The sequence below is a fragment of the Streptomyces smaragdinus genome (assembly GCF_009604385.1).
In the GTDB taxonomy this organism is placed as follows: Bacteria; Actinomycetota; Actinomycetes; order Streptomycetales; family Streptomycetaceae; genus Streptomyces; species Streptomyces smaragdinus.
This window is the reverse complement of record NZ_WEGJ01000035.1, coordinates 57226-75717: the sequence shown is the minus strand read 5'-3', so window position 1 is coordinate 75717 and position 18492 is coordinate 57226. Positions and strand designations below refer to the sequence as shown.

Annotated in this window: 11 protein-coding genes; 6 read left to right on the top strand and 5 right to left on the bottom strand. The window is 70.6% G+C overall.

Features of this window, described 5'->3' with window-relative positions:
- Positions 1-535: 535 nt before the first annotated feature.
- Together dxs and SRB5_RS28865 are read left to right on the top strand one after the other, a co-directional pair.
- Complete coding sequence (gene dxs / locus SRB5_RS28870) at positions 536-2461, top strand: 1-deoxy-D-xylulose-5-phosphate synthase (RefSeq protein WP_323378660.1); 1926 nt, start codon at positions 536-538, stop codon at positions 2459-2461.
- Positions 2462-2587: 126 nt separating this feature from the next.
- Complete coding sequence (locus tag SRB5_RS28865; protein ID WP_153456389.1) at positions 2588-4105, top strand: amino acid permease; 1518 nt, start codon at positions 2588-2590, stop codon at positions 4103-4105.
- On the opposite strand, the gene SRB5_RS28860 is transcribed toward SRB5_RS28865, so the two are convergent.
- Positions 4102-4476 carry a PIN domain-containing protein gene (locus SRB5_RS28860; RefSeq protein WP_153456388.1) on the bottom strand — a complete coding sequence of 125 codons (375 nt, stop codon included), beginning with the start codon at positions 4474-4476 and terminating at the stop codon, positions 4102-4104. The genes SRB5_RS28865 and SRB5_RS28860 overlap by 4 nt on opposite strands.
- A 233-nt stretch (positions 4477-4709) precedes the next feature.
- On the opposite strand from SRB5_RS28860, the gene SRB5_RS28855 reads away from it, so the two are divergent.
- The 4 genes from SRB5_RS28855 (at position 4710) to SRB5_RS28840 (ending at position 10268) form a co-directional block, all read left to right on the top strand.
- Positions 4710-5417 carry a response regulator transcription factor gene (locus SRB5_RS28855; RefSeq protein ID WP_323378659.1) on the top strand — a complete coding sequence of 236 codons (708 nt, stop codon included), beginning with the start codon at positions 4710-4712 and terminating at the stop codon, positions 5415-5417.
- A gap of 83 nt (positions 5418-5500) precedes the next feature.
- Positions 5501-6820, top strand: coding sequence for an HRDC domain-containing protein (locus tag SRB5_RS28850; RefSeq protein WP_323378658.1), 1320 nt, complete (start codon positions 5501-5503; stop codon positions 6818-6820).
- A 110-nt stretch (positions 6821-6930) separates the two neighbouring features.
- Positions 6931-8145 carry a thiolase family protein gene (locus SRB5_RS28845; RefSeq protein WP_323378657.1) on the top strand — a complete coding sequence of 405 codons (1215 nt, stop codon included), beginning with the start codon at positions 6931-6933 and terminating at the stop codon, positions 8143-8145.
- The gene (locus SRB5_RS28840) at positions 8142-10268 is read left to right on the top strand and encodes a 3-hydroxyacyl-CoA dehydrogenase NAD-binding domain-containing protein (protein WP_323378656.1); all 2127 of its coding nucleotides are present in this window, start codon (positions 8142-8144) and stop codon (positions 10266-10268) included. The genes SRB5_RS28845 and SRB5_RS28840 overlap by 4 nt, the downstream gene beginning before the upstream one ends.
- 90 nt (positions 10269-10358) lie before the next feature.
- Here SRB5_RS28840 and SRB5_RS28835 read toward each other — a convergent pair whose 3' ends face one another.
- The 4 genes from SRB5_RS28835 to SRB5_RS28820 form a co-directional block, all read right to left on the bottom strand.
- Entirely contained in the window at positions 10359-11093 is a 735-nt protein-coding gene (locus SRB5_RS28835) for an Ig-like domain-containing protein (protein ID WP_153456387.1), read from the bottom strand.
- Complete coding sequence (locus SRB5_RS28830; protein ID WP_323378655.1) at positions 11090-11899, bottom strand: rhamnogalacturonan acetylesterase; 810 nt, start codon at positions 11897-11899, stop codon at positions 11090-11092. The genes SRB5_RS28835 and SRB5_RS28830 overlap by 4 nt, the downstream gene beginning before the upstream one ends.
- Positions 11889-16388 (bottom strand): bifunctional glycosyltransferase/CDP-glycerol:glycerophosphate glycerophosphotransferase, encoded by a 4500-nt coding sequence (locus SRB5_RS37605; RefSeq protein ID WP_194293061.1) that lies wholly within the window; start codon positions 16386-16388, stop codon positions 11889-11891. The genes SRB5_RS28830 and SRB5_RS37605 overlap by 11 nt, the downstream gene beginning before the upstream one ends.
- Before the next feature lie 319 nt (positions 16389-16707).
- Entirely contained in the window at positions 16708-18384 is a 1677-nt protein-coding gene (locus tag SRB5_RS28820) for a hypothetical protein (protein ID WP_153456385.1), read from the bottom strand.
- Positions 18385-18492 lie beyond the last annotated feature (108 nt).

Sequence of the window (18492 nt, the reverse complement as noted above, 5' to 3'; positions counted from 1 at the left end):
CTTCGCGCCGCCGGGCGGGCGACTGCGGGGGCAGCCGTTCGAGGGCCTGTGTTCCGGGGGAGTTCTCCACGGTTGGCGGGCTGGAGGGGGCGGTGACCAGGGAGAATCCGGTAGCCGCCGACGAAAGCAAGGGGACGTTCGACACGCCTGCGCGCGTACGGGAAACGCTCCCAACGCGAGCACGACGCTGCAGTACGCGCGTAGGTGTGTCGGGCGGCCCCGACCCACACCGGGACTGCGGCGCACCCACAGCCCAGCGGCGAGCTGACGACGCGAAGAAACCCCCTTCCAGCCCGCCCGGCGTTTGAGGGCGAGGCGCGCAAGCGCCGACAAAGCCCGGCCAGCGCTTGAGGCCTCCGGCCGAAGGCCGGATGCGCGTCAGCCGACGCAACCGGCAGCCGAAGACCACCCCCCACGGCCACCGGCCGGACGCACGCCGCCGCGCGACGGAGGAACACGGGTGATTACACTCGACGAATCGCGCACCACCCCGCAACAAAACAGAACCGCGAGACGCAAGACCAAGGAGGAACGGGTGCCCCTGCTGACCCGCATCACCGGCCCCCGCGACCTGGACGGCCTCAGCCCCGAACAGCTGGAGGAGCTGGCGGCGGAGCTCCGCACCTTCCTCGTCGAGTCCGTGGCCAAGACCGGCGGACACCTGGGCCCCAACCTCGGCGTGGTCGAGCTGACCATCGCCCTGCACCGGGTCTTCGACTCCCCGAAGGACAAGGTCCTCTTCGACACCGGCCACCAGAGCTACGTCCACAAACTGCTCACCGGCCGCCAGGACTTCGGCAGGCTGCGCGCGAAGGGCGGCCTCTCCGGCTACCCCTCCCGCCAGGAGTCCGAGCACGACGTCATCGAGAACAGCCACGCCTCCACCGTCCTCGGCTGGGCCGACGGCCTGGCCAAGGCCAACGAGGTCAAGGGCGGTGACGACCACGTCGTCGCCGTCATCGGCGACGGCGCGCTGACCGGCGGCATGGCCTGGGAGGCGCTGAACAACATCGCCGCCGCCAAGGACCGCCCCCTCGTCATCGTCGTCAACGACAACGAGCGCAGCTACGCCCCCACCATCGGCGGCCTCGCGAACCACCTGGCGACCCTGCGTACCACGGACGGCTACGAGCGCTTCCTGGCCCGTACCAAGGACGTCCTCGGCCGCACCCCCGTCGTCGGCAAGCCCCTCTACGAGACCCTGCACGGCGCCAAGAAGGGCCTGAAGGACTTCATCGCCCCCCAGGGCATGTTCGAGGACCTGGGCCTGAAGTACGTCGGCCCCATCGACGGCCACGACATCACCGCGATGGAGTCCGCCCTGCAGCGCGCCAAGCGCTTCGGCGGCCCCGTGATCGTGCACTGCCTCACCGAGAAGGGCCGCGGCTACCGGCCGGCCCGCGAGGACGAGGCGGACCAGTTCCACGCCGTCCCCGTGATCCACCCGGACACCGGCCTGCCCGTCGCGACCGCCGGCGCCGACTGGACGTCCGTGTTCGCCGACGAGATGGTCAGGCTCGGCCGGGAGCGCGAGGACATCGTGGCGATCACGGCGGCCATGATGCGCCCGACGGGCCTGCACCCGTTCAGCGAGGCGTTCCCGGAGCGCACGTACGACGTCGGCATCGCCGAGCAGCACGCCGCGGTGTCCGCGGCGGGCCTGGCGACCGGCGGTCTGCACCCGGTCGTCGCGGTGTACGCGACGTTCCTGAACCGTGCCTTCGACCAGGTCCTGATGGACGTGGCCCTGCACAAGTGCGGCGTCACGTTCGTACTGGACCGGGCCGGCATCACCGGCACCGACGGCGCGTCCCACAACGGTATGTGGGACATGTCGATCCTCCAGGTCGTCCCCGGGCTGCGCATCGCCGCCCCGCGCGACGCCGAGCAGCTGCGCAGCCAGCTGCGCGAGGCCGTGGAGGTGGCCGACGCACCGACCGTCGTGCGCTACTCCAAGGGCACCGTCGGCCCCGCCGTCCCGGCGCTGCGCCGGATCGGCGGCATGGACGTCCTGCGCGAGCCGGGCTCCGAGCACCCCGACGTGCTGCTGGTGTCCGTCGGTGCGCTGGCCCCCATGTGCCTGGAGGCCGCCGGGCTGCTGGAGAAGCAGGGCATCACGACCACCGTCGTCGACCCCCGCTGGGTCAAGCCGGTGGACGAGCAGCTCCCGGCGCTGGCCGAGGGGCACCGGGTCGTGGTCACCGTCGAGGACAACAGCCGCAGCGGCGGTGTCGGCTCCGCCGTCGCCCAGGCCCTGCGCGACGCGGGCGTGGACATGCCGCTGCGTGACTTCGGCATCCCGGAGCGGTTCCTCGACCACGCCTCCCGCAAGGAGGTCATGGCCGAGATCGGGCTCACCGCGCCGGACATCGCCCGGCAGATCACCGGGCTCGTCTCCCGGATGGACCGCCGCGCCGGCGAGGACGCCCCCGACGGCGAGCGGGAGATCGCCCGCGACTGACGGCGGCTCACGGAACCCCGGACACACGGCCGGGTCGCTCCCCCATCCGGGCGGTGCGGCCCGGCTTCCCGCTATCCGGGGCGGCGCACCGGGTACCCATGGCGTGATCGCCTGGAGGTACACCTGATGCGCAGCACCGTCTTCCGTACGAAGACCGTCGAGGAATCGATCCGGGACACCGAGGAGCCGGAGCACGGGCTCAAGAAGACCCTCACCGCCATGGACCTCACGGTCTTCGGCGTGGGCGTCATCATCGGCACCGGGATCTTCGTCCTGACCGGCAAGATCGCCCGTGACGTCGCGGGACCGTCGACCGCCCTCGCGTTCGTCGCGGCCGGCGTGGTGTGCGGGCTCGCCGCGCTCTGCTACGCGGAGTTCGCCTCCACGGTGCCGGTGGCCGGATCGGCGTACACCTTCTCCTACGCGTCCCTGGGCGAGCTGCCCGCGTGGATCATCGGCTGGGACCTGATCCTGGAGCTGGCGCTGGGCTGCGCGGTGGTGGCCGTCGGCTGGTCCGGCTACGTACGGTCGCTGATGGACACCGCCGGGATCCCGATGCCGGACGCGCTGTCCGGCACCCACGACGGGGACTTCGGGTTCGATCTGCTGGCCTGTGTGCTGGTGCTGGTCCTCACCGGGATCCTGGTGGCGGGCATGAAGCTGTCGTCCCGGGTCACCTCGGTCGTCGTGGCGATCAAGGTCACCGTGGTGCTGCTGGTGATCATCGCCGGCGCCTTCTTCGTCAAGGCGGAGAACTACACCCCGTTCGTCCCGCCCGCCGTCTCCACCGGCGAGGTCTCCGGGGTCCAGGCGCCGCTGATCCAGCTGATGACCGGCTTTACCCCGACGTCCTTCGGCGTGATGGGCATCTTCACGGCGGCGGCGGTCGTCTTCTTCGCGTTCATCGGCTTCGACATCGTCGCCACGGCCGCGGAGGAGACGATCCACCCGCAGAAGGACGTGCCCCGCGGCATCCTCGGCTCGCTGGCGCTGTGCACCCTGCTGTACGTGCTGGTGTCGCTGGTCGTCGTCGGTATGCAGCACTACTCGAAGCTGACGGTGGACGCCCCGCTGGCGGACGCGTTCAAGGCGGTGGGGGCGCCGTTCTTCGCGGGGCTGATCAGCTTCGGCGCGGCGATCGGGCTGACCACCGTGAGCATGATCCTGCTGCTGGGGCAGAGCCGGGTGTTCTTCGCGATGAGCCGCGACGGGCTGCTGCCGCGGGTTTTCTCCACCGTGCACCCCCGGTTCGGCACCCCGTACCGGTCGACGATCCTGCTCGGCGTCGTGGTGGCGGTCATCGCCGGGTTCACCTCGATCGACGCGCTGGCGGAGCTGGTGAACATCGGCACCCTCTTCGCGTTCGTCGTCGTGGCCATCGGCGTGGTCATCCTGCGCCGCACCCGCCCCGACCTGCCGCGCGCGTTCCGTACCCCGCTGGTGCCGCTCGTCCCGGTCCTGTCGGTGCTGGCGTCGCTGTGGCTGATGCTGAACCTGCCGGCGGAGACCTGGATCCGGTTCGGGGTGTGGATGGTCCTGGGCGCCGTGATCTATTTCGTGTACGGGCAGCGCCACAGCCGCCTCCACGGCCGCGCCGACGTCATTCCCGACGAGCTGGGCGGCGACCGCCCGCCGGGCGTCTAGGGCCGTACCGTCCGGGGCCCCGCGCACCGCGCGCCCAGCGCCGTGACGCGCTCGCGCAGGCCCCGGTCGGCCGTCACCACCAGCCGCTCGCGCCCCGGGTCCGCGGCGGCCACCAGCGCCACGATGTGGTCGTCGCCGCTGCCGGGCGCGGACTCCACCCGTACACCCGCCACCGGCCCGACGCCGCGCGCGGCGCCCTCCACGACCAGCACCAGCTCCACCGGCCCGGGCAGCCCGGCGACGCCCTCCGTCGCGTACGGCACCAGGCTGTCGCGCAGCCGCTCGGCCGCGCCGCGCCGGTCGCGCCACCAGCCGTCGGGCACGGAGCCCACCACGTTCGCCGCGTCCACGACGACCAGCGGCTGCGTCATACGGGGCTCCTCGGGGTGTCGGACGGCGGACCCTCCCACCCTACGCAGGGGCCGACATGATCAGAGACAGTCGATAACGCATCCGAATTGCCCGAAATTCGCCAGAATCAATTGGCGATCTTGCCTAAAGCCGCGCCTGTCTCCTGCCGAAGACCTAAATGACCCTTCCGACCCGAAGGCTCCCCCCGCTCCCCGCCCCACGGGGAACGTCCCCCGCACCATCAGGAGGCCTGGTGTCCGTTCTGCTCGAGCAACCCACAAGCCTGGTCGCCTACCGCCCCAACAAGCCGACCGCCATGGTCGTCGTGGCCGACCCCCGGGTCCGTTCCAGCGTGACCCGGCATCTGTGGGCCCTCGGGGTGCGCGACGTGATCGAGGCCTCGTCCATCGCCGAGGCCCGCCCCCGAATCTCCAACCCCCGCGACATCTGCGTCGCCGACGTCCACCTCCCCGACGGCTCCGGCCTCACCCTCCTCAGCGAGACCCGCGCGGCCGGCTGGCCCAACGGCCTCGCCCTCTCCGCCGCCGACGACATCGGCGCCGTCCGCAACGCCCTGGCGGGCGGGGTGAAGGGCTACGTCGTCACCGGCACCCGCACCAACGTGGGCCTGGGCACCCGCCCCGGCGCCGCCCACATCGGCGCCGCGGCCGGCCGGCTGCACCGCCGCCCCGGCGCCCCCGGAGCGCCGGGACAGAACGGCGCCCCGGGCCGCGGCGACGGGGTGCCCGGGCACCCGGGCGGGTACCGGGAGCTGTCCGGGCGCGAGGTCGAGGTGCTGCGGCTGGTGGCGGAGGGCCAGTCCAACAAGGCGATCGGCGTCTCGATGGGCCTGTCGGCGCTCACCGTGAAGTCGCACCTGGCCAGAATCGCCCGCAAGCTCGGCACGGGGGACCGCGCCGGCATGGTGGCGGTGGCGTTGCGTACCGGCATCATCCACTGAATCCGCGCATCGGGTACGGGCCCGCCGACGGAACGTTCCGTCGACGGGCCCGTACGCTCATCACACACAGATACCCTTGACACGTGACCGAGGCCCAAGAGACCGCAGCAGATGATGCTGTGCAGCACACGAACGGCTCGAACCAGGCTCCGACCGGTTCGGACCCCGCCCCCGCCGCCGAGGCCGCCGACCCGGGCGGTACGGCGGCCAGGGCGGCGATCCCGCTGCTGGAGCCCCGCGAGGGCATTCCGCCCGTCGTCGCCTCCCCCGCCGCGCTGGCCGAGGTGATCGCGGCCTTCGCCGCCGGGCGCGGCCCGGTGGCCGTGGACGCCGAGCGCGCCTCCGGGTACCGGTACGGGCAGCGCGCTTATCTCGTCCAGCTCCGCCGCGAGGGCGCCGGTACGGCGCTGATCGACCCGGTGGCCTGCCCCGACCTCAGCGAGCTCGGCTCCGTCACGGCCGAGGCGGAATGGGTGCTGCACGCCGCCACCCAGGATCTGCCGTGTCTGCACGAGATAGGCATGGACCCCAAGCAGCTCTTCGACACCGAGCTGGCCGGGCGGCTCGCCGGCTTCGCCCGGGTGGGTCTGGGCGCCATGGTGGAGAACGTCCTGGGGTTCGCCCTGGAGAAGGGCCACTCCGCCGTCGACTGGTCCACCCGTCCGCTGCCCGACCCCTGGCTGCGGTACGCGGCGCTGGACGTCGAGCTGCTGGTGGATCTGCGTGACGCCCTGGAGACGGAGCTGGGGGAGCAGGGGAAGCTGGACTGGGCGCGCCAGGAGTTCGCCGCGCTGGCCGCCGCCCCGCCGGCCGCCCCGCGCAAGGACCCGTGGCGCCGTACGTCGGGCATGCACAAGGTGCGCCGGCGCCGGCAGCTCGCCGTGGTGCGTGAGCTGTGGGACGCCCGGGACCGGATCGCGCGCAGGCGTGACGTTTCTCCCGGCAAGGTGCTGAGCGACGCGGCGATCGTCGAGGCCGCGCTGAACCTGCCGGCGAGCTCGCGCGCCCTCGCGGCGCTGCCCGGCTTCGGGCAGCGGATGGGGCGCCGTCAGCTGGAGCAGTGGCAGGCGGCCGTGGACCGGGCGCGCGGGCTCGCGGAGTCCGAGCTGCCGCAGCAGGGCGCGCCGCTGACCGGGCCCCCGCCGCCGCGGTCGTGGGCGGACAAGGACCCGGCCGCCGCCGCCCGGCTGTCCGCGGCGCGTGCCGCGGTGACGGCCCGCGCGGAGGGGCTGCATCTGCCGCAGGAGAACCTGATCACCCCGGACACCGTGCGCCGGCTGTGCTGGGAGCCCCCGGCGCGGCTGACGGAGGACTCGGTCGCGGAGTTCCTGACCGGCTGCGGGGCCCGCCCGTGGCAGGTGGAGCTGGTGACGCCGCTTCTGGTGGGCGCGCTGCGGTCGTGAGGGCCGAGGCGGCGGAGTGTGATCTCCGCCGCTTGGACCCCCTTCTCTGGGCACATCAGTTACCCGCGAGTAGCATGGCGGGTACGTAACCCCATCCCCGGAGGAGAGCCGTGCCTCGTACCGCTAGGGACGTCGTTTTCGTCGACGGCGTCCGGACCCCGTTCGGCAAGGCGGGCCCCAAGGGCATCTACCACGAGACCCGGGCCGACGACCTCGTCGTCAAGTGCATCCGTGAGCTGCTGCGCCGCAATCCCGCCCTGGACCCGGCGAAGATCGACGAGGTGGCCGTCGCGGCCACCACGCAGATCGGCGACCAGGGCCTGACCCTCGGCCGTACCGCGGGCATCCTCGCGGGCCTGCCGACCTCGGTCCCCGGCTACTCCATCGACCGGATGTGCGCCGGCGCCCTGACCGCGGTCACCACGACCGCCGGCTCCATCGCCTTCGGCGCGTACGACGTGGTCGTCGCCGGCGGTGTCGAGCACATGGGCCGCCACCCCATGGGCGAGGGCGTGGACCCCAACCCGCGCTTCGTGAGCGAGAAGCTGGTCGACGAGTCCGCCCTGTTCATGGGCATGACCGCGGAGAACCTGCACGACCGCTTCCCGCACATCACCAAGGAGCGCGCCGACGAGTACGCCGTGCGCTCGCAGGAGAAGGCCGCCAAGGCGTACGCCGACGGAAAGATCCAGCAGGACCTGGTCCCGATCTCGATCCGCCGCACCAGCCCGGAGGGCGGCGAGACCGGCTGGGGTCTGGCCACCGCCGACGAGCCGATGCGCCCGGGCACCACGCTGGAGAACCTGGCCGGCCTGAAGACCCCGTTCCGCCCGCACGGCCGGGTCACCGCCGGTAACGCGGCCGGCCTCAACGACGGCGCCACGGCGTCGATCATCGCCTCCGAGGACTTCGCCCGGGAGAACGGGCTGCCCGTCCGGATGCGCCTGGTCTCGTACGCCTTCGTCGGCGTCGAGCCCGAGGTCATGGGCTACGGCCCCATCCCGGCCACCGAGAAGGCCCTGGCCAAGGCCGGGCTGACCATCGACGACATCGGCCTCTTCGAGATCAACGAGGCCTTCGCCGTCCAGGTGCTCGCCCTCCTGGACCACTACGGCATCGCGGACGACGACCCGCGCGTCAACCAGTACGGCGGCGCCATCGCCTTCGGCCACCCGCTGGCGTCCTCCGGCGTCCGCCTCATGACGCAGCTCGCGCGGCAGTTCGAGGAGCAGCCGGAGGTCCGTTACGGCATCACGACCATGTGCGTCGGCTTCGGCATGGGCGCGACCGTCATCTGGGAGAACCCCCACTGGGAGGGCAAGTGACCACCACGGCTGAACTTCTGAAGGGCGCCGCGGCGCTCTTCCCGGACGAGGTCGTCACCGAGGCCCACGTCCGCCACCTGGACCTGCCCGGCGCCGGCCGCTTCGCGCTGATCACGCTGGACAACGGCCTGGACCACACCAAGCCCACCACGATCGGCCCGCAGTCCCTCGCCAACCTGGACAAGGCGATCGACCAGGTCACCGCCGAGGCGGAGGCCGGGCAGATCGTCGGCGTCGGGGTCACCGGCAAGCCGTTCATCTTCGCCGTCGGCGCCGACCTCAAGGGCGTCGAACTGCTGAAGCGCCACGAGGACGCCCTCGCGATCGGCAAGGGCGGCCACGACGTCTTCAAGCGGCTCTCCGCGCTCCCCGTCCCGACGTTCGCGTTCTACAACGGCGCGGCGATGGGCGGCGGCGTCGAGATCGGCCTGCACTGCACGTACCGCACGGTCTCCGCCGCGCTGCCGGCGTTCTCGCTGCCCGAGGTCTTCCTCGGCCTGGTCCCCGGCTGGGGCGGCTGCACCCTGCTGCCGAACCTGATCGGCGCCGACCGCGCCGTCACGGTGATCATCGAGAACAGCCTCAACCAGAACCGCCAGCTCAAGGGCAAGCAGGTCTTCGACCTGGGCATCGCCGACGCGATCTTCGAGGGCGCCGACTTCCTGGAGCGGTCGCTGCTCTGGGCGGCCTCCGTCCTGACGGGCGAGACCGAGGTCGTACGGTCCGACGTGGACCGCGGCGAGGCCTGGGACGCCGCCGTCGAGCGGGGCCGCGGCATCGCCGACTCCAAGGTGCACGGCGCCGCCCCGGCCGCGTACCGGGCGCTGGACATCATCGCCGCCGCCAAGAACGGTGACCTGCGGGCGGGCTTCGACGCCGAGGACACCGCGCTGGCCGACCTGATCATGGGCGGCGAGCTGCGCTCCGGCATCTACGCCTTCAACCTGGTCCAGAAGCGTGCCAAGCGCCCGGTCGGCGCGCCCGACAAGAGCCTGGCGCGTCCGGTCACCAAGGTCGGCGTGGTCGGCGCGGGCCTGATGGCCTCGCAGATGGCGCTGCTGTTCGTCCGCCGCCTCGAGGTCCCGGTGGCGCTCACGGACATCGACCAGGAGCGGATCGACAAGGGCGTGAAGTACGTCCACGACCAGATCGACATGCTGCTCCTCAAGGGCCGGATCAACCAGGACAAGGCCAACCGCCTCAAGGGCCTGGTGACCGGCTCCCTCGACAAGGCCGAGGCGTTCGGCGACGCGGACTTCGTCATCGAGGCCGTGTTCGAGGAGATGGGCGTCAAGCAGCAGGTCTTCGCCGAGCTCGAGGCCGTCGTCCCGGACCACACCATCCTGGCGACCAACACCTCGTCGCTCTCCATCACGGAGATGGCGTCGAAGCTGGAGCACCCCGAGCGGGTCGTCGGCTTCCACTTCTTCAACCCGGTGGCGATCATGCCGCTGCTGGAGATCGTGCGCGCCGGGAAGACCGACGACGCGTCGCTGGCCACGGCGTTCACCGTCGCCAAGAAGCTGAAGAAGACGTCGGTGCTGGTCAAGGACGCCCCGGCATTCGTGGTCAACCGCATCCTCACCCGCTTCATGGGCGAGGTCCTGGGCGCCGTCGACGAGGGCACCCCGGTGGAGGTCGCCGACCGCGCGCTGGCCCCCCTGGGCCTGCCGATGTCGCCGATCGTGCTGCTGGACCTGGTCGGCCCGGCGGTCGCGCACCATGTCGCGGGCACCCTGTCGGCCGCGTTCCCGGACCGGTTCCGCGTCTCGGAGAACCTGGGCCGCGTGGTGGCGGCGGGCAAGCGCAACCTGTACGTCTACGACTCCGGCAAGCCGGAGCTGGACCCGGAGGTGGCCGCCCTGTTCCAGACCGGCGACACGGTCCTCACCGAGGAGCAGGTCCGCGACCGCGCGCTGAACGCGATCGCCGAGGAGATCGGCCTGATGCTCGACGAGGGCGTGGTGGCCGAGGCCCAGGACATCGACCTGTGCCTGATCACGGGCGCGGGCTGGCCCTTCCACCTGGGCGGCATCACGCCGTACCTGGACCGCGCGGGCGTCAGCGAGCGGGTCCGCGGGGCGCGGTTCCTGACGCCGGGGGTGGCCAGCGTTCCGGCGTAGGCCCCTCGGGGCGGGCCTCGACCGCCCCATAGCGCGACCGGGGAGGGCATCCGTACCGGGTGCCCTCCCCGTGTGGTGGCCGCGCCGGGATCAGCGCGTGATCACACCCGGCACCGTTCCGAGATCCCCGATGTACACCGTGACCCGGCCGCGGCTGAGCAGGCCCCGGCCGTTGTCGAGGACGTAGTCGAACCAGTCGTATCCCGCCGCCCCTTGAAAAGGGCTGTACGTGACCGAGCCGTCGGGGGCCGCGCTGGTCGCGCCGTACCTGCCGGGGCCCACTCCGACCAGCCGGGTCCCTTCCGGAAGCCCTTCCGTCAGGCTCTTCAGCGCTGCGCGGTAGCCGGGAGTGACCACGAGGCTCCGGCCGAGCGGCGGCAGGGGGGCGATGCGAAAGCCCTTGTCCTTGAGGGAGAACGTGGTCGAGGTCAGGCTCTTCCCGCCGTCCGCGATGACGGCGGCCCGGAGCTTCGGTACCAGGAAGGCACCCCGGGCCGCATTCTCGTGGATCTTCAGTACGAACTTCGCGGTGCGCACCTCACCCGGTCCGGTGGAGGTCGCGTACCGGCCTCCCTTCGGGAGCAGTGTGATGCCCGCCGGTTTCTCCAGGGAGGCCACCGTCTCGAAGGACTCCACCATCAGATAGCCGTAGTAGCGGGTGGCCGCGCCCTCCGGCGTGAGTGTCAGCTCGCATCCGATGGACGCCCCCGGCCGCACCGGGAAACGGGGGTCGGTGTCGGCCGTCAGCTCCAGATTGCAGATGATGGCGGGGTTGTCCTTCTGCACGCTGCGCATCCGGGCGACGAGGAACGGGCCCGTGGTCATGACTTCTCCTCCGCGCCGAGCGTCCGCGCCCGGGTGAGTGCGGCGTGGTGTTCGTCGTCCAGCCACTCGACCGCCTCCTCCGGGAAGCCGGCGGCGTCGAGATTGACGACCCAGTCCTGGGGGACGATCTGCTTGGCCGCGAGGGCGTAGGCGATGTAGCGGGCGCACAGCATCGCACCGGCCGGGACCAGATGGCCCGGGTCGTCGAACCCCTCGAGGTAGTTCGGGTGCTCACCGGGAGCCAGGTGGACGAACAGCCTCCTGATCTCGTGCGGTCCCATCTCGGCCCACCAGGCGTGGCTCTGGTCGGCAAGGTTGATGAAGGGGGTGCTGGTCTGCCGGGCCAGCTCGCGCATCGACATCACGTACTCGGTGATGCTCCGCGGCAGGTTGCCGTGGATGTCGTACGTGTCCCGTTCGTGCGTGCTCACCAGAACGGGATGCGCGTTGCGTTCGCGGGCGCCGTCGACGAAGCGCAGCAGATAGTCGTTGAAGTCCCCGAACGCTTCCGTCCGCAGCCATTTCTCGGGCTTGGCGTCGTTCGTCCCGAACGAGGCCAGGAGATAGTCGCCGGGCCGGATGTGCTGGAGGATCCAGTCCAGCCGTCCGCGCTCCGAGAAGGTGCGGGCGCTGGCTCCGGCCCGGGCGCAGTTGACGACCTGCACCTCGGGGCGCAGGTACAGATGGAGGACCTGGCCCCACCCGACCATGGGAGCCATCTTCCGCTCCCGTGTCACCACACTGGATCCGCCGGCCAGGAAGATCCTGGGCCCCGGGGCGGACAGGTCGAATCCGTCATGCCGCACTGTCCCACTCCTCTCGGTGGACAGGTGCCCCCGGCTCCACCGCACCGACCGGTCCGCCCGGTGCGACGGCGCTGGCCGGGGCCGAACCGAGTGCGTCGATGGCCTCGTACACGCGGGCGCAGTTGTCCTGGTCCCGGAAGGCGAAGAAACTCTCCGCCCGCGCCGAGTACCGCGGATCCGGGGCGAACTTCCGCGCCATCAGGGCGATGATCTCCGCCACGGCGTCGTCGACGGTCCGGCAGACCGGGCCGAAGCCGTGGCGCTCCAGGTCGAAGTAGCCGCGCTTGTAGTGACGTCCGTAGAAGTCCTCTTCGTCGAAGGGCACGTAGACGACGGGGATGCCCATGTAGGCGACGTCGAAGAACACCGAGGAGTAGTCGGTGACCATCGCCGAACACTCCTTCATGGCCTGCTGCACGTTGCGGGACGTCGGGTCCGCGACGATGACCTGGGGCGCGTTCGTGTCGAACAGATGCAGGTGCGGCCGGATCTCGTAGTGGGGGAAGAACTCGAGATCCACCCCGAAGTGCTCCAGCGCGCCGAGCAGCTTCGGGTGAGTGAGCAGAGACCGGTAGAAGCGCAGGTACTCGGACTGCGTGAACGGGGTCTTCGCCGGGCCGGCCTGCTTCTTGTAGGAGGCCGCGACGATCCACTGACGCCAGGTCGGCATCAGCAGGATCCTCGGCCGAGGCGGCTGCTCTCTGCGCAGGGCGTCGAATCGCGGCAGTCCGGCAAGGACCGCCCGCTGCCCGTATCCGGCTTCCCGGGCGAGATAGTCCCGCTCGGAGGGGCTGCTCGTGACGATCATGTCGTAGCTCGTGACCGCCTGGTGCACGCCGGCCGTGACGTCGTTGTAGATGACGCCGTGCTGGAGGAAGATCCGCTGGTACTTGAGCAGCTCACCGAACCGGTGCAGGAAGAGAACCTTGCGGTACCCCGTGGGCACCAGATACGACTCCGAGTCGTACGAACCGATCAGCTTGGTCGCGTGCAGCAGGTACATGCGGTGCTTGAACGAGTTCATCCGGATGACATTGCCGTACCGCGCGACCTTGGCGTAGTCGGCCGAACCGCCGTCGATGACGTAGTAGGCGTTGCGTCGCTTCTTGTGCTGCCGCATCCAGCGGAAGAAGTGGTACGAGTTGTCCTGCGCGGTGTCCGACCGCTCACCGATGAGCCAGATGTCCTTGCCCGCCAGCCAGGGCCAGGTCAGCCAGTAGAACACGCGGAAGCGCCAGCCGGGACTGCGTCGCTTGATGATGCGCAGTTCACGGGCCGTGCGCCAGAGCGTCTGGCGGACCCGCGCCGCGACCGTCCTGCCGATCATGCGGAAGTGCAGTGAGTCCGACCCGCCGATGGTGAGCATGTACCGGTACGAGCCGATCTTCGCGTACCCCTTCAGCCGGTGCAGGGGAAGCCGCGCCTTCATGATGACGTTGCGCTGCCGGCGGCCGTCGACACCGTGTACCCGCAGCCGGAAGTCACCCGGGCGGAAGCCGCCCTCGGCGAGGGCGGCCGCCGGGATCTCCGCGTAGAAGCCCCCGTAGAGGTCCTTCTCCTTACGGGAGTTGTACAGATCGCGGCGGTACACCTGCCGCAAGGGGGCGGTGATCTTGGCGTCGTGGGTCTGGAAGACGAACTCGAGCCGGTTCTCCAGCGGTCCGGAGAGGTCCATGCCGGGGAACATCAGGCAACCCTCGACCACCAGGACGTCGCCTCGTGCGCGTACCGACTCGACGACCACATGGGGATCGGCCACCCGGGCGACGTGACTGCTCTCGCTGCCGCCGCCCAGCGGCCGGAAGAAGCCGGTGTCGTCGATGGAGACCCGCAGGGGGGCCCGTTCGAGGTGGGTGTCCGGGTCCAGGAAGAGGTCCAGGTTCGCCGTCTTCGCGGCGTAGTGGTCGACCTGCTGGGCCGGGGTGGTGGCGTATTCGAGGATCACGTCGTCGGGTATGCGCGCGTAGTGCTGGACCATCTCCGGGAAGATCTCGGCCAGCTGGTGCCTGCCCATGACGTTGCGGGCGTTGCAGAGGAAGCCCTTGTAGGTGCGCACCACGTAGCGGTCGAAGATGCGCCTGATCGCCGGTGGCTGGTCCGCGGAGACGGCGAGCAGGAAGTGGTTGAGGCGGAGGTGATCCCAGTAGTTCTTGGGGCGGCTCCAGAGCGAGTCCATGATGGACGTGCCGTCCGGCCGGCCGCGGTAGTAGTAGACGGGGCGGTCGAGCAGGCTGATCCTGTGGGCCCGCAGCATCGCGGGCAGAGTCACCCAGGCATCCTCGAAGTGGACACCTTCGCCGAACCGGACGCCGAGCCCCCGGAGCAGTGCGGTGCTGAAGAGCTTGTTGCACGCGGAGCCGCTGAAGACCAGGTTCTCGACTTCGGAGAGATCGGAGACGACCCGGTCGCCCTTGCCGAAGTACGCCTTCCACGGCCCGTACGGACGGTCGGGGAAGTTGACCAGGTCGCCGATCACGATGTCCGAACGGTCCCGATGGGCCGCCCGCAGCATCTCGGCGAGCGCGTCCTCGCCGAGGATGTCGTCGGAGTCCAGGAAGGTGACGTAGGGGGCGCGTACCTGGGCGAGGCCGTTGTTGCGCGCGTTGCCCAGGCCGCCGTTGGGCTGGTGGACGACCGTGACGTTGGCGTAGTACCGGGCGAAGTCGTCGAGGATTCGCGGTGTCTCGTCGGTCGCGCCGTCGTCGACGAGGATCACCTGTGTCTCGGCGAATCCCTTCTGGGCGGCGATGGAGCCCAGGCAGTCGTCGAGGTACTTCGCGACGTTGTAGCAGGGCACGACCACCGCGAGACGGTACTGGCCGGGCGCCGCGTGCAGCGGAGGGTGGACCTTCCTGCGCCACCACATCCACGGTGCGTTCGGGTCGTTCTGCGCCGCGTCGAACGTCTTGCGGTGGGCGGCGGCCGTCCGCAGGGCCAGGTTGGTGCTGATCGTCTGGTACGCCTCGATCTCCGTTCCGTCCGATCGGAACGAGAGACCGTCGATCGGCAGGTTGCGGACGTTCAGGGCGGATCGGGAGCGCTTGCCGTTGAGGTCCACGATCACGGCGACGTTCCAGACGGTGCTCTCCGTGACTTCGCTTCCCCGCATCCCCGCCAGGTCTGCCCTGCCGGAGAAGTGGATGTGCCGCTCGGTGACCTCCACGTCCTTCAGGACGAGGGTGGCATCGGTCTTCGTCCTGCGGTTGCGCAGGGCGAAGGTGAGCTTCAGCGTGTCGTCGTCGCCCACCAGACCGAAGCGGTTGACCAGGCTGCCTTCAAAGGTCAGGACGGAACCGTCGATGTCCCAGGCGTCCAGCTGGGCGAACAGCGGTATCCGCGACAGCGGGGCGGCCTCGATCCCGAGCTCGGTCACGTCGAGCATGCGCCGGGCGTCCGGCAGGTGCATGTGGTCGCCCGACCAGTACACCCGGTCGCCCTCGCTGACCAGATACGAGGACAGCACGCCCTTGCTGCGGAAGTAGTCCACCGTGGTGAGTGCGGCCTCGATCTCCTGGTACATCAGGAAGAAGGCACGGACCCGCTCCACCGGTTCGCAGAGCTCGAACGCCTCCGGGCTGAGGGAGCCGAGATAGCCGCTCACCATCTCGGCGAAGCCCTGCTGGAACGCGGCGTCGCCCTCGGCGAGAGCGCGCATGTACAGCCGCAGGTCGTGCGACAGGAACTTGGAGTCCTTGCGGACCTTCAGCGACCACAGTCCCCGCTCCAGGAGGAACTGGTCGGTCATCCGGTGGACGGTGATCCGGTCCGAGACGCTTCGCAGCTCCCCGGTACGGGAGGTGATGGAGCCGCTCTCGGCCTCCCACATCCAGCGGTAGACCGGTTCCGTGACGACGGAGATCCCCTCGGCCAGGCAGTTGGCGACCGTGGAGAAGTAGGTGTCCTCGTAGAAGACGCCCTCCGGGAACCAGACGTTGTTGCGGCGCAGGAAGTCGACCCGGTAGAGCTTCGCCGCGGCGATCGGGTCGGTGACCATCGTCGGGAACTCGGCGAGGTTCTGCACCCGGCGGCGCATGGCGTACACCTCGGGGGCCCAGATCTCGGAGGTGCCGTTCTCCTTGTTGACGCGCAGCGCCTGGCCCGCGGTGATGTCGCAGCCGGACTCGAGGGCATCGTTGACGAGGATCTCGCACGCGCGGTGCGGCAGCTCGTCGTCCGCGTCCAGGAACATCACGTACGCCCCGGCGGCCCCTGCTATGCCGTTGTTCCGCGGGGCACCCACGCCGCCGCTGTTCTGCGGCCGGCGCAGCAGCCGGACCCGCGGGTCGTTGTTCGACACGCCCCCGACCACCTCGACGGTGTCGTCGGTGGACGCGTCGTCGACGACGAGAACCTCGACGTACGGGTACGTCTGGTTGAGCGCGGACTGCAGGGCCCGTCCGACGGTGCCGGCCGCGTTGTACGCGGGGATGACGACGGTCACCCAGACCGCCACCTGGTCCCGGCCGGGATGGTGGGGCGTCGGGCTCATCGCAGGCGACCTTCGGTGTGGGGCCGGACATCCGTGGCCGGCACGCCTGCCGCGACGGGGAGTGAACTGCCCGGTCTTGGTTCCGTAGGCAGGGAAGGCTTTGACGACACCCGCCGCATGACCCCTCTGTTCATATCGGTCCGCTCGCTCGGCCATCCGCAGGTGACGCGGACGTCACCTGGTGATCATCAGGCCTGAAAAATGGTACATACGAGCGTGATAAAGAACTGCCGCCGAAAACGTCGGGAATCTCATACCGAACCCGTACAACCTTCGATCACGCCAGTACGTCCTGGTGGGCCGAAGGCGGCTGCTCCGTTCACCGCTCCGAACGGTCCGCGTCCCGCACTGCTTCGAAGGGCGTGAACTGCAGTCCGTCGGCGTCAGGCTTCTGCCGGGCGATCATCAGACGCCCGTCGGTCCCCATCCCCGCGACGACCGCCCTGCCGGAGGCGTCCGTGGCTGTCGCCGGGGGCACCAGGGATCTCGCGCCGAGGGGCTGCCACCAGATCCCCGAGTCCGGTCGTCCGTCGGGATACGCGCCCACCAGTGGAGTGCCGTCGGCTCCCGCTCGGGCCAGCACCGTGCTGTTCCACCCGCCGATGAAGACCCCTGCCACGGAGCTGGTGCCGCCGCGTCCCGCCGACACCCCCAGGCTCACCCCTCCCGGACCCACGGAACGGGCATGGTCGGCGGACTGCCAGACGCAGTATTCGTGGCCGGGGCTGTTGTCGAATCGCGCCACGGCCGAGCCGGACCAGCCGCCGGCGGCGTCCACCGACAGCGTGCCGGCGATCGGGCTCAGGGGGAGCTGCGCGTCCTCCTGCCAGGAGTCGCCGGCCTGTCGCCAGTGCACCACCGCCGCCGCGTCCCGGGTGCGGGCGTACACCTCGATCGTGCCGTCCGGCGCCGTCGCCGCCTTGATCTCGTCGGAGACCCGCAGCCCCCGGAGGTGCTCCCACGCGGACAGGGCGCCGTTGGCCTGCTGCCGGAGGGTGCTGATGCTGTGGCCCACGTTGCGGACGAAGACGTGGAGGGCGCCCTGTGCGTCGAGGGCACCGCTGGGCACGCCCATCTGCCGGGCCTTGCGCCAGTCGCCCGCGTTCGGGCCGCCCATGCTGTGCCAGGCCGCGAGGGCACGCCCCGTCTGGTATTGCGTGGCGTGCACGATGGCCACGTCGGCCCCGCCGTCCTTGCGCTTGGTGCGACGGAGGCCGATGAGGTGGACGTAGCCCCCGGGGCCGTGGACGAGTGTGAGCGCCGGCATCAGCCTCGGTCCCGACAGCAGGCTGGGGCCCACCCACTCCTGCGAGCCGGGGCGGCTCTCGTGCCACCGGACGATCCCGGCGGCGGTGGGAAGGTAGGCGGACAACCGTCCGTCGCCTCCCCGGGCCAGCCAGTTGTTGGGGAGGGGATAGCGTTGTCCGGCGGACGAGCCGGCGGCTTCCCGGTGACCCGCCCAGACGCACTCCACCAACGTCGGGTTCCCCGAGTTCCGCTGGTAGGTTCTGGCGGCCTCGAGGGCCAGCCGTGCGGCCTTCCCGCGCTCCTCCGGCTCGTCCGCGGCCGTGTGGGCGGGGTCGGGGTCGTGGGTGCGCACCAGGACGGGACCTGTCTCACGGCAGACGGCGGCAAGCGCGGCGACGGCAGCCTTCTCGTCTCCCCGCGCCGCGTCCAGCAGCCACGCTTCGCAGCGCGCCGGTCCGTCGAGCCCCAGCCAGATACCGGGCAGTGCGAGACCCGCTCTCCGCGCCGCCCGCTCCTCCCGCCAGCGCCCCCCGCCCGACCACTGGGCGAGCCCTTGCCGCAGGGCTTCCCGGGAGCGGTCGTCACCTGCCGTCAGACAGACCACGACCAGCGGTGCGCTTCTGAGCTCGGGCGACATCAGCAGCCGGACGTCCTCCGGACAGGCCGCGACGAGCATCGTTGCCGCCGGAGGTGCCGACGCCGACGTGCCCGGGCGCCGCATCGCCTCACGCACCTGTGCACGCCCCATTGCGGATGGCCTCCACTAAGTCCTGACAAGCACGTGATTGCCGTCAGGCAAACACGTGTGTTACTCGATACGACCTGAAATTGAACCATGCCCGACGAACGGGTGATC

Excerpts from the sequence above, each read along its gene's own strand:
- SRB5_RS28865 (WP_153456389.1), top strand. The coding sequence starts at position 2,588 with ATGCGCAGCACCGTCTTCCGTACGAAGACCGTCGAGGAATCGATCCGG.
- SRB5_RS28860 (WP_153456388.1), bottom strand. The coding sequence starts at position 4,476 with ATGACGCAGCCGCTGGTCGTCGTGGACGCGGCGAACGTGGTGGGCTCC.
- SRB5_RS28835 (WP_153456387.1), bottom strand. The coding sequence starts at position 11,093 with ATGACCACGGGCCCGTTCCTCGTCGCCCGGATGCGCAGCGTGCAGAAG.
- SRB5_RS37605 (WP_194293061.1), bottom strand. The coding sequence starts at position 16,388 with ATGAGCCCGACGCCCCACCATCCCGGCCGGGACCAGGTGGCGGTCTGG.
- SRB5_RS28820 (WP_153456385.1), bottom strand. The coding sequence starts at position 18,384 with ATGGGGCGTGCACAGGTGCGTGAGGCGATGCGGCGCCCGGGCACGTCG.